Origin of the sequence: Terrabacter carboxydivorans (genome assembly GCF_039532035.1) — a bacterium.
Classification (GTDB): Bacteria; Actinomycetota; Actinomycetes; order Actinomycetales; family Dermatophilaceae; genus Terrabacter; species Terrabacter carboxydivorans.
In genome coordinates this window covers 109,440-133,056 of the sequence record NZ_BAAARE010000003.1, presented here as the reverse complement: position 1 = coordinate 133,056, position 23,617 = coordinate 109,440, and the positions used below count along the sequence as shown (strand labels likewise).

The window sequence follows — 23,617 nt, the reverse complement described above, 5'->3', positions numbered from 1 at the left end:
CTTCTCAACCCATCAGCCATCCATCATGATGGGCCCATGCCGCATCCCTATCCGATCCGCGAGATCGCCCGGCAGTCCGGCCTCAGCGAGGCGACGGTCGACCGGGTGCTGAACCACCGGCCGGGAGTGCGCCCCAGCACGGCTGCCACCGTCGCCCAGGCGATCGCGGACCTCGACCGCCAGAGCAGCCAGCTGCGCCTCACGGGCCGCACCTTCATCGTCGACCTCGTCATGCAGACGCCGGACCGGTTCTCCACCGCCGTCCAGGCCGCCCTCGAGCTCGAGCTGCCCATGCTGCGGCCGGCGGTCGTCCGGTCGCGGTTCGACTTCAGGGAGCGGGCGCGTCCGGGAGAGCTCGTCCAGGCCCTCGACGACATCCGCCGCCGCGGGTCCAAGGGAGTGATCCTCAAGGCACCGGACGACCCCGAGATCGTCGAGGCGGTCGCGCGACTCCACGACGCCGGCATCCCCGTGGTCACCCTCGTCACCGACCTCCCCCTGAGCCAGCGCGTCGCCTATGTGGGGATCGACAACCGAGCCGCCGGGGCGACGGCAGCGTTCCTCATCGACCGGTGGCTCACCGATGACGCCGATGCGATCTTGATGGCATTGAGCCGCAGTGCCTTTCGCGGCGAGGAAGAGCGCGAGATGGGCTTTCGGACGACGATGCGGGAGCGGGGCGGACGAAGGATGCTCGTCGAGGCCACCGACACCGACGGGCTCGACGAGGCGGTCCGCGACCAGACGATCTCCCTGCTCAGGGCGCACCCGACGGTCACCGCCGTCTACTCCATCGGTGGAGGCAACCGGGCCATCCTCGAGGCCTTCGACGTCGTCGGCCGGGAGTGTCGGGCGTTCGTGGCCCACGACCTCGACCGCGACAACCTCGCCCTCATCCAGGACCGCAGGATCACCGCCGTCCTGCACCATGACCTGCGTCACGACATGCGTCGTGCCTGCCAGGTGATCATGCAGGCGAACGGCGCCATCGACGGGCCCATCGAGTCCGTCGCGTCCCAGATCAACGTCGTGACGGCATACAACATCCCCGCGCAGCCGGTGGCCTGAGCCCGGCCGACGAGCGTCGCCCTGCTGGCACGATCAGTGCGCCTGGATGCGGGGCGGGATGTTGTATGCCGTGACGATCTCGACGTTGGCCGCGACCGAGGTGGGGGCGCCGCGCAGCAGGCGGTGCGCTCGCATCACCTGCCGCACGCCGTTGCGCATGTCGGCGTGGAGGTCGTGGTGCAGGACCACCGTGAGCACCCCTGAGCGCAGCAGCTCGACGTTGTCCTCGTCGAGGTCGTGAGCGACGAAGACCGTCGAGGTGCGACCGGCCGACCGGAAGGCGTCCGCGATGGCGCGGTTGCCGCCCCCGATGGAGTAGACGGCGTGCAGGTTCGGTTGTGCCGCAAGCAGATCCGACACGAGGGCGCCCATGGTGTCATCGAGCCCGTCGCTGTCGGTGATGGTGTGCACGCGCCGACCGGGAGAGAGGCGGGCGAGGGCTGCCCCGAAGGCGTCGGCCCGCTCCCGCTCGCCGAAGAACGACGACCGGCTCAGGGTGAGGAGGACGTCACCGGGTCGGTCCCCGAGCACCTGCGTCACGAGGTAGGCCGCCGTGGCGCCGGCTGCTGCGTTGTCGAGCCCGACGTAGGCCACCCTCGTGCTGTCGCGGACGTCGGTGACGAGCGTGACGACGGGAATGCCGCGGTCGGTGAGCCGTCCGACGGCTGCCGCCACCGAGGGGTCGTCGGGTGCCTTGAGGACCACCCCGTGGCAGACCCGGCCCTGACGACCCAGACCGTCGAGGATCTCGACCGCGGCGCCCACGTCGGCGTTCTCCTGCAGGTGGAACCGGGCCCGCACCGCGGCCGGGCGCAGCGCCGGCAGCTCGTCCTCGAGGGCAGACCGCACGGCGGAGCTGAAGCGGGAGGGTGCCTGTACGACGACGTCGAGCAGGATGGTGCGGGCGGCGAGGCGCAGCTGGGTCTGCTGGCGGTCGAGGTCGAGCACGGCGCGCTCGACGGCCTGGACCGCTCGGGCGCTCGCGCCCGGGCGTCCGTGGAGCACCCGGTCGATCGTCGCCTCCGACAGGCCCGACTGCTCGGCGATGTCGCGCACGCGGTGCGACGTCGGTCGCCGGAGGGTCATGGCCGGGAGCCTACTGCCGGGGGCCGCTCCTGAGGTCTTTCTGAGGTCTCCACGGGCCCGGTCGCGGCGATCGCGACCGCATGCTTGAAGGATCACGCCACCACCCGCCGCTGTGCGCGCTGTCAGCCGGTGAGCGCCCGTTCCGCCCGAGGAGGGCACCATGACCGTCACGTCGACCAGCTCGCAGACGCGCTGGATCCGTCCCGAGGACGCCCGCCTGTCCGACCTGCTCGAGGTGCTCGGCGAGCAGACCGACCTCGCCGACTACCCCCATGCGACCCGCGTCGAGCAGCAGGTGCTCGTCTACGACTGGGCCACGCTGCGGCACACGGCGGCAGACGCCCCCTCCCGTCGAGACGTGCAGGCGGAGCTCGCCCGGGCGCTCTCGGACGGTCCCGGGATCGTCGTGCTGGCGGGTGCGTTCGACGCCGAGCCCCTCGATCGGGCGACGGCGGCCTTCGAGCGGATGATCACCGAGCAGCGTGCCAGCGGTGCCGCTGCGGGCGACCACTTCGCCAAGCCCGGCGCCAACGACCGGATCTGGAACGCCCTCGAGAAGCTGGCCGTCGCCGACCCCGGCGCCTTCGTCGACTACTACGCCAACGACGCCGTCGCGCTCGCGGCGCAGGCCTGGCTCGGACCCGGCTACCAGGTCACCTCGCAACTCAACGTCGTCAACCCCGGGGGCGCCGGCCAGACGGTGCACCGCGACTACCACCTCGGCTTCCAGTCAGCCGAGACGTGCGCCGCCTACCCCGGGCACGTCCACGCCCTCTCTCAGGTGCTGACGCTGCAGGGCGCTGTGGCGCACGTGGACATGCCGGTGGAGTCCGGGCCGACGCTCTACCTGCCGCACAGCCAGAAGTACTCGCACGGCTACGTCGCCTACCAGCAGCCCGAGTTCCAGGACTACTTCGTCGCCCATCACGTGCAGCTCCCGCTGTCCGCCGGGGACGCGGTCTTCTTCAACCCGGCCCTCCTGCACGCGGCCGGCACCAACCACACGAGCGACGTGCGACGGATGGCCAACCTCCTGCAGGTCAGCTCGGCGTTCGGTCGGGCCATGGAGACCGTCGACCGCGCCCGCGTCGTGGAGGCGGTCTACCCGGCACTGCTCTCGGCACGGGCCGCCGGCATGCCGGATCGTGAGGTCGCCAACGTCGTCGCGGCGAGCGCCGAGGGCTACGCCTTCCCGACGAACCTCGACAGAGACCAGCCCGTCGACGGCATGTCCCCGCGCACGCAGGCCGATCTCGTCACGGACGCGCTCGCGGCGGATGCGCCCACCGAGCTCGTGGCTACGCGGCTGCGTGAGCAGCTTCAGCGGCGCGACAGCCACTGACCGCACCCGCAGGGGAGGTGGGTGTACGCGAAGGCCCCCGAGCACTGCTCGGGGGCCTTCGTGCCGACCGACGGCGTATGCCGTGTGGCCGGGTGGTGTGGCGTGGCTCAGCTCACGGTGACGTGGCTCAGGTCGCAGCGGTTCGTGTCGTTCGACCACGTCGACTGCATCGGGTAGCTCCCGTTGCCCATGGCCACGTTGCCCGCGCCGCCCGAGCTGCTGGGCGAGATCCAGGCGCACTCGTCGCCGTTCTCCTGGCCCGAGTTGGTGTGGGAGGTCAGGTTGGTCCAGCCACCGGCCGGGTTCTGGTCGGTGATCGTCTCGGCGTACTCGTGGCCCTCGACGATCGTGTAGCCGTCGTCGGTGCCGGCGGAGCCGGCGTTGACGAAGTTCTGGCCGCAGCTCGTGCCCATGTCCATGACGTAGGGCATGTTCGTGAACGCGATGTCGCCGTAGGTGCTGGTCGACCCGACGTAGGGGTCACCGTTGTAGTCGTGCCAGGCGCAGAAGTTGCCGCTCGCGGTGTTGAAGCCGTCGGGGTGGGTGCCGGTGGGCGAGAGGATGACGTACTGCGCGGCGCGGTTGCTCGCCGGGGTGATGTTGCCGAAGTGGCCGGCAGCCTTGACGGCCTCGTCGCCGAGCTGCTTGGCGGTGGCGTTGGAGGGGGAGGCCAGCGAGCTGTCGTACCAGACTCCGGCGTATGCGCCGCCGCTCGGGTAGCCGACGTGCGTGGCACCGATCGCGCACTTCGTCGCGCCGCGTGCCATGCCGGTGCCGTCGCAGTACTGCGTCATGACACCGGACCACGCCTCGCTGCCGGTGCCGAGGCCCTTCATCAGGTTCTGGACGACCGGCGCCCCGGACTTGGGGTCGCCGCTGAAGGTGAGGTTGCTCCTCGCGTCGGTGCCCGGCGTACCCCACTGGCTGCCGTAGAAGACGAGGTAGACCTTCGGTGCGCCGTCGGTCACGCCGATGCCGTCGACGCCGCCGCCGTAGGAGAGCGTCTTGGCCGAGGTGGCCCCGTTCCTCTGCTGAGCGGCCCAGCGGTGCATCTGCGTGTTGAGCTCGCGCGTCGGCACGGCCCCGTGGCGGTACGGGTGGCCGAAGGCGGGGGAGTACGGGTTCGTCACGCCGCCGCCCGTCGTGGACGGAGCGGCCGCGGCCGTCGTCGGGGAGGCTGCGGAGGCGGCGAACGCGGTCGCCACGGTCAGGAGCGCGGCGGCTGAGGCGGTGGCGGTGGCCATGCGCCGTGAACGTCGAGTGCCCATGGAGTTCCTCTCTGGTGGGCCGGGGTGACTCCTTGGTTGAGGGGACCGGGTGGGCACATCGTCTCGACGGGAGTCTGTGAAGTGGATGAGTTCTTCCTGCCAGTTGCCTGCCATTTCCGAGTTGCGGGAACGCCACACCTGTGGCGCTCGCCACCCGGCTCCGGAGTCACGTCTCGGACACGGCCGCACCGTGGGTAATGAAATGTTCAAGGGCAGCAGGTGAACGGGGTCGAAGACGGGACCAAAGTCGTGGGCAGGAGGCCCCGGTTGCCCCTAGTGTTCGAAACAGCCCGTCCAGGGCACACGAACACCAGGAGGACTCGCATGCACTCTGGCCTGTTGCGCCGATCCACGGGGCTGCTCGCGCTCGTCGCCACCTCTGCGCTCGTCGTGAGCGCGTGCTCGGCGCCGACGAAGAGCACCGACACCAGCACGGGCGCCGGTGGCAAGAGCGCCGCCACCGCCACGTCGGCCGCGGATCTCGGCGGGATGGACGCGCTCGTCACCGCGGCCAAGAAGGAGGGCGCCCTCAACGTCATCGCGCTCCCGCCGGACTGGGCCAACTACGGCGCCATCATCAAGGCGTTCGGCGACAAGTACGGCATCAAGGTCTCGAGTGCGCAGCCCGACGCGAGCAGCGCCGACGAGATCACGGCGGCGGACCGTCTCAAGGGCCAGTCGAGCGCCCCGGACGTCTTCGACCTCGGGGCCGCAGTGGCCCTGGCCAACACGGCCAAGTACGCGCCGTACAAGGTCGCGACCTTCGCCGACGTGCCCGACTCGTTCAAGGACGCCAACGGCGCCTGGGTCAACGACTACGGCGGCTACATGTCGATCGGCTACGACTCCTCCAAGGTCCCCGCCATCACGAGCGTCGCCGACCTGCTCAAGCCCGCCTACAAGGGCAAGGTCGCCCTGAACGGTGACCCGACGAAGGCCGGAGCCGCCTTCGCCGGCGTCCAGATGGTCTCCGTCGCCCAGGGCGGCACCGCCGGCGACCTCACCAAGGGCGTCGACTTCTTCAAGCAGCTCAAGGCCGCCGGCAACTTCATCCCGGTCGACCCGACGCCGGCCACGATCCAGTCGGGGCAGACCCCGATCGTCATCGACTGGGACTACCTCAACGCCGCTGCGACCGCGAAGCTGCCGACCTGGAAGGTCGTCGTGCCCGACGGCGCAGTCATCGCCGGCTACTACTACCAGGCGATCAACAAGGACGCTCCGCACCCCGCGGCCGCACGCCTCTGGCAGGAGTTCCTCTACTCCGACGAGGGGCAGAACCTCTGGCTCAAGGGCGGTGCGCGTCCGGTCCGCTTCGACGCCATGCAGAAGGCCGGCTCGCTCGATGCCGCCGCGGCAGCCGCGCTGCCGAAGGTGAGCGGGACCCCGGTCGTGCCCTCGCAGGCCGACGCGACGTCCGGCAAGGCCTACCTCGCCACGGCGTGGGCGAACGCGGTTGGCTGACACTGTTCGTCGAGGGGCGCTCGCCGGCCGCCGGCCGTCGAGCGCCCTCCTCGGCGTCGTGCCCTTCTTCGTCTACGTCACGGTCTTCCTCCTCGTGCCGACCCTGGTCGTGGTCGTCGGCGCGTTCATCGCGACGGGGCCTGGCGGTCAGGGCGGCCTGAGCCTCGCGAACGTGCGGGCGCTGGCGGAGCCGGCCGTGACCTCGGCCCTCTGGCACTCGCTGATCCTCTCGGCCGTCACCGCCGTGGCCGGCGCCGTCATCGGCGCCTTCCTCGCGTATGCCGTGTCGACGGCGAGGGCGGACGGCGTGCTCCGCCGTTTCACGACCTCCCTGTGCGGGGTGCTGGCCCAGTTCGGCGGCGTGGCCCTGGCCTTCGCGTTCCTCGCGACGTTCGGCGCGACGGGCTACCTCACGAAGCTGCTGGCCTCGACGGGGCTCGACGACACGGGCGGCCTGTGGCTGTACGAGTGGAACAAGGGCCTCATGCTGGTCTACCTCTACTTCCAGATCCCGCTCATGCTCATCGTCTTCCTCCCCGCGGTCGAGGGCCTTCGCCCCCAGTGGCGCGAGGCCGCCGAGACCCTGGGCGGCAGCACGTGGCTCTACTGGCGCAAGGTCGCGGCGCCCATCCTGTTCCCGTCGTTCGTCGGCGCGCTGCTGCTGCTGTTCACCAATGCGTTCAGCGCCTACGCCACGGCGGCCGCCCTTGTCTCGCAAGGGTCCCCGCTGCTGCCGCTCGCCATCGGTGGCACCCTGAACTCCGAGGTGATCCTCGGTCAGGAGAACGTCGGCAAGGCCATGGCGCTGCTCATGGTCGTCGTCGTCGCCGCCGTCATGACGTTGTATGCCGCCATCGACCGCCGCGCCTCACGGTGGCTCGCGCGATGAGCGGGATCAGGGCGACCCGTCGTCGTCGCCAGTCGGTGCTGCGCTGGGTCGTGGTGACGCTGTGCATGGTGTTCTTCGCGGCGCCGCTCGCGGGCATGCTCGACTTCACGACCAAGGACGCCCAGGGCAACCGGACCGGTGCGACGTGGGCCAAGCTCGTCGACGTGCAGGGGATCTCCCGGGACTACCCCGACCTCGCGGCGGGATTCACCGCGTCGGTGGGGCTGGCGGTGGTGACTGTCGTCGTCATGCTCGTCCTGCTCGTCCCGACGATGACGTGGGTTCGGCTGCGGCTGCCCGGCCTGTCGCGCACCGTCGAGTTCCTCTGCCTGCTGCCGCTCACGGTGCCGGCGATCGTCCTCGTCGTGGGGCTCACCCCCGTCTACTCGTGGGTGACCTACTTCCTCGGCGAGTCGACGATCTGGCTGGGCTTCGCCTACGTCATCCTCGTGCTGCCCTACGCCTACCGCTCTCTCGACGTCGGCCTGCGGGCCATCGACGTCAAGACCCTGTCGGAGGCCGCGCGCTCGCTCGGCGCCGGCTGGGGCACGGTGATGGCGCGCGTCGTGCTGCCCAACCTGCGCACCGCGGTGCTCTCGGCGGCGTTCCTCGCCGTGGCCCTCACCCTCGGCGAGTTCACCATCGCCAACCTGTTCAGCCGCACCAACCTGCAGGTCGCGATGTTCCTCCTCGGCAAGTCCGACGCGCAGATCAGCGTCGCGGTCGGCCTGGCGTCGCTCGTCTTCGCCTTCCTCGTCCTCTTCGCCCTGTCGTTCGTCGGCGGTCGGAGTCCCTCCCGCAAGGAGCCCTCATGAGCCGTGGCGTCGCCGTCCAGCTGACCGACCTGCGCCGCACCTACTCGGGGGTGAACGCCCTCGACGGCCTCACCCTGCACCTCGAGCCCGGAGAGCTGGTGGCCCTGCTCGGGCCCTCCGGCTGCGGCAAGACGACGGCGCTGCGTTGCCTCGCCGGTCTCGAGGACCCGGACTCGGGTCGGGTCGAGGTGGGCGGCAAGGACCTGACGAGGGTCCCGACCAACAAGCGCGACATGGGGATGGTCTTCCAGGCCTACAGCCTCTTCCCGCACCTGACCGCGCGGCAGAACGTCGAGTTCGGCCTCCAGCTGCGCAAGCAGGGCAGCGAGCAGCGGCGCCGGCGCTCGACCGAGATGCTCGAGCTCGTCGGGCTGTCGGCCCACGTCGACAAGTACGCCCACCAGATGTCGGGCGGCCAGCAGCAGCGCGTCGCGCTGGCGCGGGCGCTCGCGATCGAGCCGAAGGTGCTCCTCCTCGACGAGCCGCTGTCCGCGCTCGATGCCAAGGTGCGCACCCAGCTGCGAGACGAGATCCGCCGCATCCAGCTCGAGGTCGGGACGACGACCCTCTTCGTCACCCACGACCAGGAGGAGGCGCTGGCGATCGCCGACCGGGTCGGGGTCATGCGCAGCGGCCGGCTCCTGCAGCTGGCGGCGCCGCAGGAGCTCTACTCGCGACCGGCGGACGACTTCGTCGCGGACTTCGTGGGACTGACGAACCGGGTCGGCGGCACGTCGCACGGGACGACAGCCCAGGTGCTCGGCGCCGACGTCCCGCTCCTGCCCGGCTCGGCGAGCGAGGGGCCCGTGACGGTGCTCATCCGACCGGAGCACCTGACCGTGGCCCAGGACGCCGCCGGGGCGGCCGTCGTCATCAGCTCGAGCTTCCTCGGGGCGCAGGGGCGCGTCGTCGTCAGCCCCGGCGAGGAATTGCACCAGGTGCTCGTCCAGGTGCCGAGCGCCGCCGTGGCCGACTTCTCGCCCGGTGACCGGGTCACCGTGCGACCGGTGGGTGCGCCCGCCCTCGCCGTCTCCGCGGGCTGACGCGCCGGGCCGTCCTCGGTGCGGCCGCGGGCAACCGTCCGCGACGCCACCCGGCCGCCGGCGGAGCGGGTCCCGGCTAGCGGTCCAGGCGCGACCAGGCCGACCGGATGTGCTGCTCCATCAGCCGTTCGGCCTCCTCGATGTCGTGCCGTGCGACGGCCGCGTAGATCGCCTCGTGGTCGGCGCGGAGGCGGTGCACCACCTCGTCCCACTCCTCGAGGCTGCGGAAGCGGTCGAGGATGGGCAGGCGCAGCGACTCCCGGATGGCCGTCGTCAGGTCGGCCGCGAGGCGGTTGCCGCCCGCCGTGGCGAGCGCGACGTGGAAGGCCGTGTCGGCGTCGTTGAAGCCCTGGCGGTCGAGGGTGGGCTCGGCCATGACGTCCAGAGCCGCTCTGACGTCGGACAGGTGCTCGTCGGGGTCGAGACCGGCGACGAGCCGGACACTGAGGCGCTCCAAGGCGATTCGCACCTCAATGACGTCCGGCAGCGGGAAGTTCGCGAGGGCGACGTGCAGCTGCAGCAGCTCGGTCAGGGCCCGAGAGGGCACTGCCGTGATCGTCGTGCCTCCGGCCCCGCCCGCGCCCACGGCCGACCGCACCACGCCCATCGCCTGCAGGGCGCGCACCGCCTCGCGCACGGCGGCACGGCTGACCTCGAGCGTCTGGGCCAGCTCGCGCTCGGCCGGCAGAACGTCGCCGACCGAGAGGTCGCCGGCGAGGATGCGCGACTCGACCCAGTCGAGGACGACCTCGAAGGCTCTCCTGCCCGGGCCGGGCGGAGGGGGAGGGGTGGTGGACACGACTGAAGCATGCCATCGGGCCCGACCGAACCATGTCGCCGACGCGCGGCCGGGAGGCCGTCGGCGGGCGAATGGTCAGACCTCTTGACCGGACGGGGCGTCGCGGCCTAGCGTCACGGCATACGAAATGGTCTGACCATTGATGCGCACGGCCGGACCGCGGCCGTCCCCGTCCCGACCGGCCCGGGAGGCCACGATGACCGCTGTGCCCACGCACCTGCTCCACCCGGTTCTTGGTTGGATGGGGCCATGACGACGCCGTCACGCCCAGTGGCCGACCTCCGCGTGGCACTCTTCGCCACCTGCTTCAACGACACGATGTGGCCGGGCACACCCAAGGCGACCGTGCGCCTGCTCGAGCGGCTCGGCGTGCGCGTCGAGTTCCCGCTGGCCCAGACGTGCTGCGGGCAGATGCTCACCAACACGGGGTATGCCGGTGAGGCGGTCCCGCTCGTGCGCCGCTTCGTCGACGTCTTCGAGGACTACGACGCCGTCGTCGCCCCCTCGGGGTCGTGCGTCGGGTCGGTCCGCGAGCAGCACCCGATGATCGCCGCACCGACGGGCGACGAGCAGCTCGTCGGCCGCGTCGACGCGCTGCGGCCACGGGTGCACGAGCTGTCCGAGTTCCTCGTCGACGTGCTCGGCGTCACCGACGTCGGCGCCTACTTCCCGCACCGGGTCACCTACCACCCGACGTGCCACTCCCTGCGGATGCTCCGGGTGGGCGACCGCCCGCTGCAGCTGCTCCGGGCCGTGCGCGGCATCGACCTCGTCGAGCTCCCCGACGCCGACGAGTGCTGCGGCTTCGGCGGCACCTTCGCCGTCAAGAACGCCGACGTCTCCATCGCGATGGGCTCCGACAAGGCCCGTCACGTCGTCGAGACCGGCGCCGAGGTGCTCGTCGCCGGCGACAACTCGTGCCTGGCCCACATCGGCGGGATCCTCGGCCGGCAGCGCTCCGGCGTGCGCCAGCTGCACCTCGCCGAGATCCTCTCCTCGACCGAGAAGGACCCGGCATGAGCGCGACGACCCCGAGGGCCCGCACCGGCGTGACCCCACCCCTCCAGCGGACCTCCGCCACGTTCGTCGGCATGCCGAAGTTCCCCACCGCGGCCAGGGCCGCGCTCGGCAACACCCAGCAGCGCCGCAACCTGCACCACGCCACCCACACGATCCGCGCCAAGCGCGCCGGCGTCGTCGCCGAGGTGCCCGAGTGGGAGGCGCTGCGGGTCGCCGGTGCCGACGCCAAGGACGAGGCCCTGACCCACCTCGACCACTACCTCGAGCAGCTCGAGGAGAGCCTCACGCGGGCCGGCGCGACCGTGCACTGGGCGCGTGACGCCGAGGAGGCCAACCGGATCGTCGTCGACCTCGTCCGGGCCAAGGAGGTCGACGAGGTCGTCAAGGTCAAGTCGATGATGACCCAGGAGATCGAGCTCAACGAGGCCCTCGAGGCAGCCGGCATCCACGCCTGGGAGACCGACCTCGCCGAGCTCATCGTCCAGCTCGGCCACGACCGCCCGAGCCACATCCTCGTGCCGGCGATCCATCGCAACCGCAGCGAGATCCGCGAGATCTTCGCCCGCGAGATGGGTGCGGTGGGCAGACCCGCCCCCGACGACCTCACCGACGAGCCCGCCCGGCTCGCCGAGGCGGCGCGCCTGCACCTGCGCGAGAAGTTCCTCCGCGCCAAGGTCGGCATCTCGGGCGCCAACTTCGCCGTCGCCGAGACCGGCACGCTCGTCGTCGTCGAGTCCGAGGGCAACGGCCGGATGTGCCTGACCCTGCCCGAGACGCTCATCTCGGTCGTCGGGATCGAGAAGGTGCTGCCCACGTGGGCCGACCTCGGCCCGATGCTGCAGCTGCTGCCCCGCTCGAGCACGGGGGAGCGGATGAACCCCTACACGACGATGTGGTCGGGAGTGCACCCCGGCGACGGGCCCCAGGAGGTGCACGTCGTGCTCGTCGACAACGGGCGCAGCCACGTGCTCGCCGACCGGGTCGGGCGCCAGGCGCTGCGGTGCATCCGCTGCTCGGCCTGCCTCAACGTGTGCCCCGTCTACGAGCGCACGGGCGGGCACGCCTACGGCTCGGTCTATCCCGGCCCGATCGGCGCGGTGCTCAACCCGCAGCTGCGGGGCACCGCGAGCGAGGTCGACAAGTCGCTGCCCTACGCCTCGAGCCTCTGCGGGGCGTGCTTCGACGCGTGCCCGGTGCGCATCAACATCCCCGAGCTGCTCGTCGAGCTGCGCGGCAAGGTGGTCGAGGAGGCCGGGACCACCCCCGAGTCGGCCGCGATGAAGGCGGCGGCGTGGGTGCTGTCGGACCCCAGGCGGCTCGCCGGCGCCCAACGGGCTGCGACCACGGCCGGGCGCCTGCTCGGCGGCCGCACGGTGCGCTCCGTGCCGGGGCTCGGAGCGTGGACCAACGCCCGCGACCTGCCGAACCTGCCGACCGAGGCCTTCCGCCAGTGGTGGGTCCGCGAGCGTGGCGCCGACCCGATCGGCTCGAGACGTCGGCCCGAGCACGACGACGCCACCGCCCGGAACGCCCGAACAGACTCGACCGACCCGACCGAGGGGGAGCGGCCATGAGTGCCCGCGAGGAGATCCTGGCCCGGGTCCGGGCCGCCGTCGCCGACGTCACGAGCGCGCCGGCTCACGTCGACGACGGGGCGGGCCCGTCGTCCGCGTCGCCGACCGGCCCGGCGTCCGACACTTCGGGGTGCCCCGCTCCGGAGTCTGCGGCCGACCGGGCGAAGTGGCTCGCGCTCTTCGCCGAGAACGTCGCCGACTACCGGGCCACCGTCGTGCAGGCCGTGCCCGGCACGGTCGGCGCCGTCGTCGTCGATGCGCTGCGGACCGTCGGGAGTCGCAGCGTCGTGCTGCCGACGGGGCTCGAATCCGACTGGCAGCAAACGCTATCGGGCGCCGTCACGGTCGTGGCCGAGGCGGACGCCGCGACCCACGTCGAGCTCGACGGCATCGACGCGGTCGTCACGTCGGCAGCGGTCGGGATCGCGACGACCGGCACCATCGTGCTCGACCACACGGCCGGACAGGGTCGCCGTGAGCTCACCCTCGTGCCCGACACCCACGTCTGCGTCGTGCGCGCGAGCCAGGTCGTGCCCGACGTGCCGGATGCCGTCGCCAGGCTGCGCCCCGAACTCGGTGCGGGTCCGCTCCCGCTCACCTGGATCAGCGGACCCAGCGCGACGAGCGACATCGAGCTGCAGCGGGTCGAGGGCGTCCACGGCCCCCGCACCCTCGTCGTCGTCCTCGTCGCCGACGAGGAGGCCCCGCATGAGTCCTGACGAGCGTGCCGACGGCGAGGCCCGCGAGCCGCGCAGCGTGACTCCGGTCTTCTTCCTCGCCGGAGGCACGGGCATCTCGGCCGAGACCCTCGGCAACCTCATGCTCGCGCAGTTCCCGAGCGTGCAGTTCCGCCGACGCAAGATCCCCTTCATCACCACGGTCGAGCAGGCCCGCGACGTCGTCAGCCAGCTCGACGCGGCGATGACCGACTCGGTGACGGCCCTCGTCTTCTCGACCGTCTCCGACGAGACGATCCGCCAGGAGCTGCAGCGCACCCGGTGTGCGTTCATCGACCTCTTCGGCTCCCACCTCGACACCGTCGAGCGGGTGCTGCACGTCAACGCGACGCACAACGCGGCGGCCCTGCACGGCGTCGGCGACGCCGGACGCTACGACGCCCGCATGAAGGCCATCGAGTTCGCGATGGAGCACGACGACGGGGCGAGCCTGCGCAACCTCGAGCAGGCCGACCTCGTGCTCGTCGCGCCGTCGCGCTGCGGCAAGACGCCGACCTCGATGTACCTCGCCCTCCAGCACGGACTCAAGGTCGCCAACTACCCCCTCGTCGAGGAGGACTTCGACACCGGCGACCTCCCCCGGCCGCTGCGCAACCTGGGCGACAAGTGCTTCGGCCTGCTCTCGACCGCGGCCCGTCTCAGCCAGGTGAGGGGTGAGCGCAGGCCCGGGTCGAGATATGCCAGCCTTGCCCAGTGCAGCTTCGAGCTGCGGCGCGCCGAAGCGCTCTACCGGGCGCACCGCATCCCCTCGATCAACTCGGCGTCCATGTCCGTCGAGGAGATGGCCGCCGTCATCATGCAGAGCAGCCGCCTGCCCAACCTCGGCTGAGCGCCGAGACGACGAAAGGACCGCCGTGAACGGCACCCAGACCGGCAACGACGCCGGCGACCAGCACGCCAACATCGTCTGGTTCGCCGACCTCGGCCTGCACGACGTCGAGCGCGTGGGCGGCAAGAACGCCTCGCTCGGCGAGATGGTGCAGCACCTGTCCCAGGCGGGCGTGCGCGTGCCGGACGGCTTCGCGACCACCGCCGACGCCTACCGGCGCTTCCTCGCCCACCAGGGCCTCGCCGACCGGATCAACGCCACCCTGGGTGCGCTCGACGTCGAGGACACGCGGGCCCTCGCGGCCGCCGGCGCCGAGATCCGGGCCGCCGTCGAGGAGCAGCCGTTCCCGGCCGACCTCGAGAACGACATCCACACGGCATACGACCAGCTCGTCCGCGACAGCGGCGACGACGTCAGCTGGGCCGTGCGCTCGAGCGCCACCGCCGAGGACCTGCCCGACGCGAGCTTCGCCGGGCAGCAGGAGACCTTCCTCAACGTCCGCGGCATCGACAACATCCTGCTCGCCATCAAGCGCGTCTACGCCTCGCTCTACAACGACCGGGCCATCGCCTACCGCGTGCACAGCAACTTCGACCACGAGGTCGTCGCCCTGTCCGCGGGCGTGCAGCGCATGGTGCGCTCCGACGTCGGGGCCTCCGGCGTGATGTTCACCATCGACACCGAGTCGGGCTTCTCCGACGCGGTGTTCGTCACGAGCAGCTACGGGCTCGGCGAGGCCGTCGTGCAGGGGGCCGTCAATCCCGACGAGTTCTACGTCTACAAGCCTGCGCTGCGCGAGGGACGCCCCGCGATCCTCAAGCGCGGCGTCGGCGGCAAGGCGACGAAGATGGTCTACACCGACGACGTCGAGGTGGGCCGGTCGATCGACTTCGTCGACGTCGACCCCGCCGACCGGGCGCGCCTCAGCCTCACCGACGACGAGGTGACCGAGCTCGCCCAGCACGCGCTGCGCATCGAGGCGCACTACGGCCGCCCCATGGACATCGAGTGGGGCAAGGACGGCGTCGACGGGCTCCTCTACGTGCTGCAGGCCCGCCCCGAGACCGTCAAGTCACGCCAGGCCGGCAACACGCTGCGCCGGTACCGCATGGACGAGCGCGGACCCGTCGTCGTCGAGGGCCGCGCCATCGGCCAGAAGATCGGCGCCGGAGCCGTGCGCGTGCTCACGACGGCGGAGTCGATGCACGAGTTCCGGGCCGGCGAGGTGCTCGTCGCCGACATGACCGACCCCGACTGGGAGCCGGTCATGAAGCGCGCCAGCGCCATCGTCACCAACCGGGGCGGGCGCACCTGCCACGCCGCCATCATCGCCCGCGAGCTCGGCATCCCCGCCGTCGTCGGCACCGGCAGCGCCACCCGCGACCTCGCCGAGGGCCAGCAGGTCACCGTGTCGTGCGCAGAGGGAGACACCGGCTTCGTCTACGACGGCGAGCGGGACTTCTCCGTCACCGAGACCGAGCTCGACGACATGCCCGAGCTGCCCGTCAAGCTGATGATGAACGTCGGCACGCCCGAGCAGGCGTTCGAGTTCTCGCGCCTGCCCAACAAGGGCGTCGGCCTCGCGCGGCTCGAGTTCGTCATCAACCGGCAGATCGGCATCCACCCCAGGGCGCTGCTCGAGCTCGACGACCAGGAGCCCGCGCTCAAGGAGGAGATCCAGGCGCTCATCGCCGCCTACGACAGCCCCCGCGACTTCTTCGTCAAGCGCGTGGCCGAGGGCATCTCGATGCTGGCCGCCGCCTTCGCCCCCGAGCCGGTCATCGTGCGCATGTCGGACTTCAAGAGCAACGAGTATGCCGGCCTGCTGGGTGGGGAGCGCTACGAGCCCCACGAGGAGAACCCGATGCTCGGCTACCGCGGCGCCGCCCGCTACCTGTCGGCCGACTTCGCCGAGTGCTTCGCGATGGAGTGCGAGGCGCTCAAGCACGTCCGCGACGACATGGGCCTGACCAACGTCAAGGTGATGATCCCGTTCGTGCGCACCGTCGCCGAGGCCGAGGGCGTCATCGACCTGCTCGCGCAGCACGGCCTCGTCCGCGGCGAGAACGACCTGCAGGTCGTCATGATGTGCGAGATCCCCAGCAACGCACTCAACGCCGACGCGTTCCTCGACCACTTCGACGGCTTCTCCATCGGCTCCAACGACCTGACCCAGCTGACCCTGGGCGTCGACCGTGACTCCTCGCTCGTGGCCGGCTCGTTCGACGAGCGCGACCCCGCGGTGAAGAAGCTGCTCGCCATGGCGATCACGGCGTGCCGTGACCGCGGCAAGTACGTCGGCATCTGCGGTCAGGGCCCGTCGGACCACCCGGACCTCGCCGAGTGGCTGCTCGACCAGGGCATCGAGTCGATGTCGCTCAACCCGGACACCGTCGTGGAGACGTGGATGCGTCTGGCGAAGCGCCGCGGGTAGCCACGTCCGTCGGCTCCGAGGGGAGCACGTGCCTCCCCTCGGAGCCCTCGCCGGGCGATCGCTCGTCGAGCTGCGCAGCGGTTCCTCGTCGGCCGCGACCGAGGAGCAGGGCCCCACCAGACTCGCTTCCGGAGCGTCCACACGACGGCGCCGACGTCGTGGAACTCCATCCGGCACAGCCTCTCGACGTGCAGCCGCGGGGTGGCGCGCCGTCACCAGCTCGAGCGAGTCGCCCGCGAGGGGTAGCGCTCTACCGTCGGTGTCGACGACCCTGCACGCCGCGCGGACCGAGCAGCTGATGTGCACGCTCGGCATTGGGTGCCGGCTTGTCACTTCGACTGCGAGTCGTCACTGGATGGGCGTTCTCGTTGATCTCGAAGGGCTCCCCATCGCCGATCGCCGTCGGAGGGTCCACTATGGGAAGGTCGTCGGGTTTCCGGCGGCGTGAGCTGTACCGGCGAAGGAGTTGTGCCATGAGCATGTTCGATGACGCCAAGAATCAGGCCCAGAAGGCGATGGAAGAGCACGGTGACCAGGTCGAGGAGATCAGTGACTCCGGGCTCGACCGCGCTTCCGAGGCTGCAGGCTCGGCGACTGGAGGTCGCTTCGACGAGCAGATCCAACAGGGTCGAGCCATGGCGGACGAGCGGTTCGGGAACAACGGCGACACCTCGAGTCAGGAGTCGGCGAGCGGTGAGGGCGTCGACGCAGGCAGCCAAGAGGACCAGCAAGGCTAGTTCGGCCCTGACAGACCAGCTCGGGCGCTGACGTCCGAGCTGGTCTGGGATGACGTCCGAGCTGGTCTGGGAGCCGAGTCGGCGGACTGCTGCTCGGACTCGTCGACGAGACGTACGTAGAAATCCGACGCCGAGTGACTCTCGGACGCGCTTGTGAAAGAAACATTCCGACTCACTGGATTTCGGCTTGAGCAGGTCCGGGTCAGATCCAACAGGAACGTCGGGGCGGCACGCCCAGTGGGCGTCCTCGACGCAGTTTTTGACTGGGCGGAGCGCGCAATGTCGCTATGGGTTCACTGACCGCTGGGGTGTTGGGCGTGCGGGGACGGGCTGACGGTGGTAGGTCTGCACCATTGCCCGCCATCTCGGCGAGCACCAACTCTCAGGAGTGATCATGGGCGACATCGCCAGCAAGGTCGACAAGGCGTTCGAGGCTTCTTCGGTGAGTGAGCTGGCCGATGCGCCGGTGGACGCCCTGCAGGGGGTCAGCGCCGCCGACGCCGAGCACCTCAAGGCCGCGTTCAACATCAAGACGGTGCGTGACCTCGGCACGAACAAGTACTTCCTGTGGGCCCAGGCCATCGCCAAGCTGGCCGAGTAGCCCCCAGCTTCGGCTGATGTACCAGGGGACCCACCGGCCGTCCGGCTCACCGTCACGGTGGAGCCGGCGGTCGGACACCCCGGCCGAGGCACGCCTCGACCCGAACACCCCGAAGACCACGTCGAATACGTCGACCACGTCGACCACTGACAAGGGAGATCCGATGCTCAAAGGTTTCAAGGACTTCATCATGCGGGGCAATGTCGTCGACCTCGCGGTCGCGGTCATCATCGCTGGTGCGTTCGGCAAGGTCATCGAGGCGTTCGTCACCGTCATCATGGACGTGATCGGCAAGCTCGGCGGGACCCCGAACTTCTCGGCCTGGGCCCCGGGTGGGGTCCATCTCGGTACGTTCATCACGGTGACGATCAGCTTCCTCATCGTGGCTGCGGCCGTGTACTTCATGGTGGTGGCGCCGATGAACCACCTGGCTGCTCGCCGGGCTGCCGGCGTCGAGCCGGAGCCTGAGGCCCCGTCCGAGGAGGTCCTGCTGCTCACCGAGATCCGCGATTCTCTGCGGTCCCGCTGACCATGGCTCGCGACTCTTGAGTTTTGCGGTGATGAAGAGGCGACGGAACGTGTGACTGCCTCCCGTGCGGGAGCCCTGTGGAGGGGGCCGACGCGCGGGAGGCTCACCTCCGTCCGCCGACATCCCGGAGGTATGGCGGGACAGACGCGCACCTTCACCCCCGACTGCCGACGCAACTGAGTCGGCGGCCCTGGATCGGCAACCCAGGTACATCCGGAGCGAGGGTTCGCCGGCTAGTCCTGGATGAGCCTTGCGGTGAATAACCCGGCGTCACCCGGTTACCTTGAACGGGGATTCTCTGACTGTCTGGCCGCATTGGACGAAGAACTGACCCTGGCCGCCCGTCCGGTCCCCAGGCGCAATCTTGTACGACAACGTCATGCTGATCCCGCGGTGGACACCTAAGTTCCGCACCGCGTTCGGGTCGTTCCTCGCCGACATATTCAAGGCGTCATTGTTGAAGGTCACTGTTGCCTCGTCCGGCGTCCCAGCGTGGCCACAGCCGGTGATCAACAATCGGACCTCAGTGCCGGGCCGGCCTGATGACGGGTGCACGTCAATCTTGAGGCTTGGCTCCGGTGGTGGCACGCGGCGCCGCTCCGTGGACCTTGGCGCGTGCGGGCGAAGGTCTGCTGGCGTTGGCGGTGCCGACCGGACCTTCCAGCAAGGGAGATTTGGTCCGGTGGGAGTTCGAGCAGCGACGCCCGCTGATGGGTGGAGACTTCGTGCCTCCATCGGCAAGCCGCATCACGGTGGCCGAACAGTCGGGTCCTGACAGACCAGCTCGGGCCTCGACGCCCGAACTGGCCTACGGCCGATGCGGCCGGTCTGCAGCTCCTCGGGCGGCACGACGCGGCAGCGCAGATCGAACGCCACCGACCAGTGCAGCATGAAGGGCCGGCCGGTCGAGGTGTGCGTCCGCGGGAGTGACCTCGGATCGGCACGTGTCCTGCTCCCCTCCGACGAGAAGCTGTTTCGCTTGGGCGAGTACTTCGCGTGGCTCTGGGTCGCGCTCGGCGTCTGGGTGTTGCTGGGCCGGCTCGCCGCCGTCGTCGTCGGAGCCGTCCTGCTCCAGCAGGGCCGACGCTTCGTCGCCACGCATCCGGCGGTTCCCACGGACGAGCTGATGACGGACCTGCAGGACGCCTGGGCCCGGGGCAAGCCCGGACCACTGCGTACGATGCGCCGTGAGCCCTCGGCGAACTCGTTCGCAAACCCCGGCATCGCCCGTCGGCCGGGGATGGATACCCGCAGAAGTCGCTTCTCGGTCGGCACGGGGCATGCGCCCTGATCAAGGTTTCGGGCGCGCCAGCTCTGGTTGGGAGCGCACGATGCCAGCGGGCGCGGTGCAGGGGTGACACGCAGCACCAACGAGGGCAGCATGGCTGCATGTTCGACAGTCAGCACGTCACGGAAGATCTTCAGGCGGCCGTGCGGTGTGGTGACATGCAGCGCCTCGACGCGATGGTCAGTGACCGCATGATCTGGACGATGGCGCGGCTCGACAACCCTGGGGGCAAGCGAGAGTGGATCGACGCCAGCTGCGCTGTTACCTGGCACTGGTTCCACGTCACCGTTTGCCGCGAGCTCGACCTCGGGGGCGTCATGGTGGTGGAGTCCATCATCCGACAGGCACGGGAACCGTCTGCCGGTGAGGGAGCAACCGGACCGGTCACGGCCGAGGGCGTGGTGGTTGACGTATGGACTCTTGAGTCCGAGTCGTGGCGGCTAGTCGCCCGACATCCACAACGGATCGCCTGATCGACTGCCGAGGGGCGGTAAGCACCGTTCGCTGGTGACGTCGTACTAGACACCGACAGGATCAGACGAGGTCGACCGACGCTGATGACGTGGGAGCTGCCACCACGCCGTTGCTGCCGTGTGGCAGGCGTGGCTCGAGCACGCGGACGGCCACGATGACGGCAGCAGCACACAGAACGATGAGGCTGATGAGCAGCCAAGGGATCAGGCCGGCCCCGATGAGCAACCCCGCGGCCAGGGATCCGACGACGAAGCTACTTGTCTCGGCACCATTCGTGAGGGCGTTGAAGCGGCCACGGTCACTGTCGTCGGCGACATCGTTGGTGATGGCCGGCAGGGTTGGCTGTAGGAGCGTCTCTCCGACGGCGAACACGCTGGTACACAGAGCAAGGACCAGCGTCACCATCACCGCACCGTGTACGACACCCAATAGACCGGCCAAGGCCCAGACACTGCCCCACAGGAGCGCCGTGGTCGCGAGTGCGCGCGTGCGGCGAACGACCTGCAGCCGCACCACGACGTAGAGCTGCCCGGCAACGATGACCAGCCCATTCACAGCGAAGGCGACCCCGATCGAGGTCGACGAAGCACCCTCGTACCGAGCCAGCGCGGGCAGGGCCACGTTCAGTTGCGGATAGCCGACGAGACCAAGCAGGAAGGCGAGGGTCACCAGTGGCAACGTCGATGACACGCGCAGGAGCTGCAGGTATCCCCGAGAGGGAGCAGCAGCCCCCAGTTCCGAACCGCGCGCCCGGACGGTCCCAAGGAGTGTCGGGGGCTGGGTGAGTGAGTGCAGCACGATCATGAAGAGCGTCAACGCAAGAAGCCACGAAACGGCGTCGGCGAGGAATGCCTGGCGAAATCGTCCGGGGTGGTCCAACGTCACGTAGAACGCCACTAGTGCCCCGCTCGCAGCGAAACACATGTTCATGGCCATGAACCGGATGCCGAAGAAGGGCTGGCGAAGCGGTCGTGGAATGGTCCGTCCGATGAGCGTGGCCGTTGCGACGTTGACCCCGACCATGCCCAGCCCCAGCAGCGCCAGGCCGATGCCAAAGCCGATCTCGCTGTTTGCCGAGGCGGTCACGAGTTGGGCGCTCGAGGCCAGCACGGAGCCGAGAGCGAGCACAGGCCCGACCCCAACACGGTCGGTGGCGTAGCCGGCAGGTGCGGCAGTCAACGCCCCGAGAACAAGGGGAAGCGCGATGAGGACGCCGATATGAGGTACGGGGACGTGCGCGACATCGCGGTAGTAGACGACGTAGAAGGGAAGAACGGCCCCGGTGCCCAGCGAGTCAACCACGACTGCCACAAGCAGAAGGCGGGCATGCCAGTCCAGCCGGCGCCAGAGCGATCGGAGCCCTCGGCCGCTGCCGTTCTGGGAGTCAAGCGGGCCCACGACTCATGGTGGCACTGCCCGCATTTCTGGGTCGACGTTTCGCGGAACGTCACTTACGTACGGCCGACCCCTGTTGACTGCACCGGACCTCCCTGAGCGCGCCGTCATCGACAAGCGTTGAGGGTCTGGTGGAAATCAGCACGTGGGCAAGGCTGCCCGGCCACGGCACTCAGACGCACCGCAGCAGTCGGTCTCGCAGCTGAGAGTGGTTGAAGGATCGGGGCTCTCACTCGGGTTCCGCAAGCCCGGTTCAAGACTCCATCGGCACCACGAACCGCTACCTGCACCACCTCGGAACCGGGGCCGATCTGGCCGGTCTGGCGAGGCTCAATGTGACCCCGGGGGACACCGGGGGACACATCGACGGGAGACGGGCGGATGACAAAGAGAGAACCCCGCCCCCGCCTGCGTGTTACCGCAGGTGGGACGGGGTTTCTCATCGGTGGAGCTGAGGGGATTCGAACCCCTGACCTTCTCATTGCGAACGAGACGCGCTACCAACTGCGCCACAGCCCCTGGGTGCGAAGGAACGATAACACCACGCCGACCGGCATACCCAATCGGCCCGGAGGGCGGATCCGGCCGTCAGACCCAGCTCGGGAACCACATCCGCGCCTGCCACTCCGACAGGGGGATGACGTCCGCGACGTAGATCGGCAGGAAGAACGCGAACAGCCCCATCGTGAGCAGGACGAAGGCCCCCATCACGCCGTAGCCGACCCTGCGACGCGTCCGCGACGCGCTGCGGCCGCCGATGACGAGACCGAGCACGTAGACGCAGGCGAGCACGACGTAGGGCACGAACGCCACCTCGTAGAACGAGTAGATCGTGCGGTCACCGAGGAAGAACCACGGCACGTAGCCGGCGAACAGGGCGCAGAGGATCGCCCCGGCGCGCCAGTCACGGCGCAGCGCCCACATGAAGAGCAGCACGAAGATCGCGAGGGTGCCGCCCCACCAGATCGACAGGGTGCCGAGCGAGGTGATCGCCTTGCTGCACTGGTCGACGAGGCAGCCGTCGGCGCCCTTCTTCGGGCCCTCGTAGAAGAACGACGTCGGGCGTCCCTGGATGAGCCAGGACCACGGGTTCGTCTGGTACGGGTGCGAGCTCGTGATCGCCTGCGTCGAGGCGTACATCTGCTGGTGGTAGGCCCAGAGCGAGCGCCACCAGTCCGGCAGCCACGTGTGGTCGGTGGCGGGGTTGTTCTGCGCCCACGTGCGGAACGACCCGCCCTTGGTGAGGATCCAGCCCGTCCACGTCGCCACGTACGTCACGAGCGCTGTGAGCACGAGCTGCACGAAGGCATACGGCCCGTCCTTGACGACGCCGCCGACCGACCAGCCGCGCACCCCGGCGGCTCGACGCGCCCCGAGGTCCCAGAGGACGGTGAGCACGCCGAAGAAGACGACGAAGTAGAGGCCCGACCACTTCACCCCGGCGCAGAGCCCGAGCATGATGCCCGCGACCCACCGCCACGGCCGCCAGCCGAGCCACGGCCCGAGCCATGACGTGGCCGAGCGGGCGCGGTCGCCGACCTTGCGCGCGAGGACCTCTCGCGCCTTGTCGCGGTCGATGAGCAGCGACCCGAACGCCGCGAGACCGAAGAACATGACGAAGATGTCGAGCAGGCCGGTGCGCGAGTGGACGAAGTGGTGGCCTTCGAAGGCGAGGAGGGCGGCCGCGACGGTGCCGAGCAGGTCGGAGCGGAACAGGCGCCGCGCGATGCGCCCGAGCATGAAGATCGAGATCGTGCCGGCGAGGGCGACGGCGAAACGCCAGCCGAAGGAGTTGAGGATGCCGAAGGGCGCCTCACCCCACCCGATGAGCCACTTGCCGACGGGCGGGTGGACGACGAAGTCGCCCTCCGTGCCGTAGACCATCGGGTCGTTCGCGGTGAAGTGCTGGTCGACCTGGTTGGCCTGCTGCAGCACCGGGTCGTTCTTCATCTCGAACCAGTACAGGACCATCGACCAGCCCTGCTTGACGTAGTACGTCTCGTCGAAGACCAGCTGGTGTGGCGCCCCGACGTGCCAGAAGCGCATGAAGCCGCCGACGAGCGTGAAGAAGAGCGGGCCGGCCCATCCGAGCCAGGCGATGCGACCGGCGGTGCGCCGGCTCAGGCGGAAGTCGTCGGCCGGGTCCCCGAGCAGGCGGGTGCGCACCTGCGTGGCCGAGTTCATGGGCGCCATCGTATGCAGTGTGGCTGGGTGGGTCGCGCAGG

Annotated in this window: 21 protein-coding genes and 1 tRNA gene; 16 read left to right on the top strand and 6 right to left on the bottom strand. The window is 69.9% G+C overall.

Translation table 11 applies throughout. The features are described from left to right. The first annotated feature begins 36 nt into the window (after positions 1-36). On the top strand, positions 37-1,068 hold the full coding sequence (locus ABD297_RS04355) for a LacI family DNA-binding transcriptional regulator (RefSeq protein WP_344253331.1): 1,032 nt from the start codon (positions 37-39) through the stop codon (positions 1,066-1,068). Positions 1,069-1,101: 33 nt separating this feature from the next. Here the strand turns inward: ABD297_RS04355 and ABD297_RS04350 are convergent, their stop codons facing one another. Beyond that, entirely contained in the window at positions 1,102-2,154 is a 1,053-nt protein-coding gene (locus tag ABD297_RS04350) for a LacI family DNA-binding transcriptional regulator (RefSeq protein WP_344253329.1), read from the bottom strand. 160 nt (positions 2,155-2,314) lie between these two features. On the opposite strand from ABD297_RS04350, the gene ABD297_RS04345 reads away from it, so the two are divergent. Next, positions 2,315-3,496 (top strand): phytanoyl-CoA dioxygenase family protein, encoded by a 1,182-nt coding sequence (locus tag ABD297_RS04345; RefSeq protein ID WP_344253327.1) that lies wholly within the window; start codon positions 2,315-2,317, stop codon positions 3,494-3,496. A 107-nt stretch (positions 3,497-3,603) separates the two neighbouring features. On the opposite strand, the gene ABD297_RS04340 is transcribed toward ABD297_RS04345, so the two are convergent. Further along, positions 3,604-4,740, bottom strand: a complete 1,137-nt coding sequence (locus ABD297_RS04340; protein WP_344253325.1) for a hypothetical protein — start codon at positions 4,738-4,740, stop codon at positions 3,604-3,606. A gap of 348 nt (positions 4,741-5,088) precedes the next feature. Between ABD297_RS04340 and ABD297_RS04335 the strand changes: the two genes are divergently transcribed. Genes ABD297_RS04335 through ABD297_RS04320 form a run of 4 tightly spaced genes read left to right on the top strand, consistent with a single transcriptional unit; the run spans position 5,089 to position 8,975 of the window. Next, positions 5,089-6,228 carry an ABC transporter substrate-binding protein gene (locus tag ABD297_RS04335; protein ID WP_344253322.1) on the top strand — a complete coding sequence of 380 codons (1,140 nt, stop codon included), beginning with the start codon at positions 5,089-5,091 and terminating at the stop codon, positions 6,226-6,228. Continuing rightward, a complete protein-coding gene (locus ABD297_RS04330) occupies positions 6,221-7,117 on the top strand; it encodes an ABC transporter permease (protein WP_344253321.1) in 897 nt (298 codons plus the stop codon). Before ABD297_RS04335 ends, ABD297_RS04330 begins: the two co-directional genes overlap by 8 nt. Beyond that, complete coding sequence (locus ABD297_RS04325; RefSeq protein WP_344253319.1) at positions 7,114-7,932, top strand: ABC transporter permease; 819 nt, start codon at positions 7,114-7,116, stop codon at positions 7,930-7,932. The genes ABD297_RS04330 and ABD297_RS04325 overlap by 4 nt, the downstream gene beginning before the upstream one ends. After that, a complete protein-coding gene (locus ABD297_RS04320) occupies positions 7,929-8,975 on the top strand; it encodes an ABC transporter ATP-binding protein (protein WP_344253317.1) in 1,047 nt (348 codons plus the stop codon). The genes ABD297_RS04325 and ABD297_RS04320 overlap by 4 nt, the downstream gene beginning before the upstream one ends. A 76-nt stretch (positions 8,976-9,051) precedes the next feature. Here ABD297_RS04320 and ABD297_RS04315 read toward each other — a convergent pair whose 3' ends face one another. Further along, positions 9,052-9,774, bottom strand: a complete 723-nt coding sequence (locus ABD297_RS04315; protein WP_344253315.1) for a FadR/GntR family transcriptional regulator — start codon at positions 9,772-9,774, stop codon at positions 9,052-9,054. Positions 9,775-10,023: 249 nt separating this feature from the next. On the opposite strand from ABD297_RS04315, the gene ABD297_RS04310 reads away from it, so the two are divergent. The 10 genes from ABD297_RS04310 to ABD297_RS04265 all read left to right on the top strand — a co-directional run bounded on the left by ABD297_RS04310 (position 10,024) and on the right by ABD297_RS04265 (position 19,996). After that, complete coding sequence (locus tag ABD297_RS04310) at positions 10,024-10,794, top strand: (Fe-S)-binding protein (RefSeq protein WP_344253313.1); 771 nt, start codon at positions 10,024-10,026, stop codon at positions 10,792-10,794. After that, a complete protein-coding gene (locus tag ABD297_RS04305) occupies positions 10,791-12,368 on the top strand; it encodes a LutB/LldF family L-lactate oxidation iron-sulfur protein (RefSeq protein WP_425581126.1) in 1,578 nt (525 codons plus the stop codon). Before ABD297_RS04310 ends, ABD297_RS04305 begins: the two co-directional genes overlap by 4 nt. Continuing rightward, positions 12,365-13,087 (top strand): LutC/YkgG family protein, encoded by a 723-nt coding sequence (locus tag ABD297_RS04300; RefSeq protein WP_344253312.1) that lies wholly within the window; start codon positions 12,365-12,367, stop codon positions 13,085-13,087. The genes ABD297_RS04305 and ABD297_RS04300 overlap by 4 nt, the downstream gene beginning before the upstream one ends. Continuing rightward, on the top strand, positions 13,077-13,934 hold the full coding sequence (locus ABD297_RS04295) for a pyruvate, water dikinase regulatory protein (protein WP_344253310.1): 858 nt from the start codon (positions 13,077-13,079) through the stop codon (positions 13,932-13,934). Before ABD297_RS04300 ends, ABD297_RS04295 begins: the two co-directional genes overlap by 11 nt. A 25-nt stretch (positions 13,935-13,959) precedes the next feature. Continuing rightward, positions 13,960-16,368, top strand: coding sequence for a phosphoenolpyruvate synthase (ppsA, locus tag ABD297_RS04290; RefSeq protein WP_344253309.1), 2,409 nt, complete (start codon positions 13,960-13,962; stop codon positions 16,366-16,368). A gap of 473 nt (positions 16,369-16,841) precedes the next feature. After that, positions 16,842-17,105 (top strand): antitoxin, encoded by a 264-nt coding sequence (locus tag ABD297_RS04285; RefSeq protein ID WP_344253307.1) that lies wholly within the window; start codon positions 16,842-16,844, stop codon positions 17,103-17,105. A 394-nt stretch (positions 17,106-17,499) separates the two neighbouring features. Beyond that, entirely contained in the window at positions 17,500-17,706 is a 207-nt protein-coding gene (locus ABD297_RS04280; RefSeq protein WP_344253306.1) for a hypothetical protein, read from the top strand. Between the two features lie 163 nt (positions 17,707-17,869). Beyond that, positions 17,870-18,235, top strand: a complete 366-nt coding sequence (gene mscL / locus ABD297_RS04275) for a large conductance mechanosensitive channel protein MscL (RefSeq protein ID WP_147067549.1) — start codon at positions 17,870-17,872, stop codon at positions 18,233-18,235. A gap of 889 nt (positions 18,236-19,124) precedes the next feature. Then, a complete protein-coding gene (locus ABD297_RS04270; RefSeq protein WP_344253304.1) occupies positions 19,125-19,526 on the top strand; it encodes a hypothetical protein in 402 nt (133 codons plus the stop codon). A 98-nt stretch (positions 19,527-19,624) separates the two neighbouring features. Further along, on the top strand, positions 19,625-19,996 hold the full coding sequence (locus ABD297_RS04265; protein WP_344253303.1) for a hypothetical protein: 372 nt from the start codon (positions 19,625-19,627) through the stop codon (positions 19,994-19,996). A 61-nt stretch (positions 19,997-20,057) separates the two neighbouring features. Here the strand turns inward: ABD297_RS04265 and ABD297_RS04260 are convergent, their stop codons facing one another. The 3 genes from ABD297_RS04260 to ABD297_RS04250 all read right to left on the bottom strand — a co-directional run bounded on the left by ABD297_RS04260 (position 20,058) and on the right by ABD297_RS04250 (position 23,576). Continuing rightward, complete coding sequence (locus ABD297_RS04260; protein WP_344253301.1) at positions 20,058-21,308, bottom strand: MFS transporter; 1,251 nt, start codon at positions 21,306-21,308, stop codon at positions 20,058-20,060. Positions 21,309-21,838: 530 nt separating this feature from the next. Then, positions 21,839-21,911 (bottom strand) — tRNA-Ala (locus ABD297_RS04255). Between the two features lie 69 nt (positions 21,912-21,980). Next, on the bottom strand, positions 21,981-23,576 hold the full coding sequence (locus ABD297_RS04250; RefSeq protein WP_344253299.1) for a dolichyl-phosphate-mannose--protein mannosyltransferase: 1,596 nt from the start codon (positions 23,574-23,576) through the stop codon (positions 21,981-21,983). Positions 23,577-23,617: the final 41 nt, after the last annotated feature.

Bases quoted from the DNA above. Each gene is read 5' to 3' on its own strand.
- ABD297_RS04355 (WP_344253331.1), top strand. From the start codon at position 37: ATGCCGCATCCCTATCCGATCCGCGAGATCGCCCGGCAGTCCGGCCTC.
- ABD297_RS04350 (WP_344253329.1), bottom strand. From the start codon at position 2,154: ATGACCCTCCGGCGACCGACGTCGCACCGCGTGCGCGACATCGCCGAG.
- ABD297_RS04345 (WP_344253327.1), top strand. From the start codon at position 2,315: ATGACCGTCACGTCGACCAGCTCGCAGACGCGCTGGATCCGTCCCGAG.
- ABD297_RS04340 (WP_344253325.1), bottom strand. From the start codon at position 4,740: ATGGCCACCGCCACCGCCTCAGCCGCCGCGCTCCTGACCGTGGCGACC.
- ABD297_RS04335 (WP_344253322.1), top strand. From the start codon at position 5,089: ATGCACTCTGGCCTGTTGCGCCGATCCACGGGGCTGCTCGCGCTCGTC.
- ABD297_RS04325 (WP_344253319.1), top strand. From the start codon at position 7,114: ATGAGCGGGATCAGGGCGACCCGTCGTCGTCGCCAGTCGGTGCTGCGC.
- ABD297_RS04320 (WP_344253317.1), top strand. From the start codon at position 7,929: ATGAGCCGTGGCGTCGCCGTCCAGCTGACCGACCTGCGCCGCACCTAC.
- ABD297_RS04310 (WP_344253313.1), top strand. From the start codon at position 10,024: ATGACGACGCCGTCACGCCCAGTGGCCGACCTCCGCGTGGCACTCTTC.
- ABD297_RS04305 (WP_425581126.1), top strand. From the start codon at position 10,791: ATGAGCGCGACGACCCCGAGGGCCCGCACCGGCGTGACCCCACCCCTC.
- ABD297_RS04300 (WP_344253312.1), top strand. From the start codon at position 12,365: ATGAGTGCCCGCGAGGAGATCCTGGCCCGGGTCCGGGCCGCCGTCGCC.
- ABD297_RS04295 (WP_344253310.1), top strand. From the start codon at position 13,077: ATGAGTCCTGACGAGCGTGCCGACGGCGAGGCCCGCGAGCCGCGCAGC.
- ABD297_RS04285 (WP_344253307.1), top strand. From the start codon at position 16,842: ATGAGCATGTTCGATGACGCCAAGAATCAGGCCCAGAAGGCGATGGAA.
- ABD297_RS04280 (WP_344253306.1), top strand. From the start codon at position 17,500: ATGGGCGACATCGCCAGCAAGGTCGACAAGGCGTTCGAGGCTTCTTCG.
- mscL (WP_147067549.1), top strand. From the start codon at position 17,870: ATGCTCAAAGGTTTCAAGGACTTCATCATGCGGGGCAATGTCGTCGAC.
- ABD297_RS04270 (WP_344253304.1), top strand. From the start codon at position 19,125: ATGAAGGGCCGGCCGGTCGAGGTGTGCGTCCGCGGGAGTGACCTCGGA.
- ABD297_RS04265 (WP_344253303.1), top strand. From the start codon at position 19,625: ATGTTCGACAGTCAGCACGTCACGGAAGATCTTCAGGCGGCCGTGCGG.
- ABD297_RS04250 (WP_344253299.1), bottom strand. From the start codon at position 23,576: ATGAACTCGGCCACGCAGGTGCGCACCCGCCTGCTCGGGGACCCGGCC.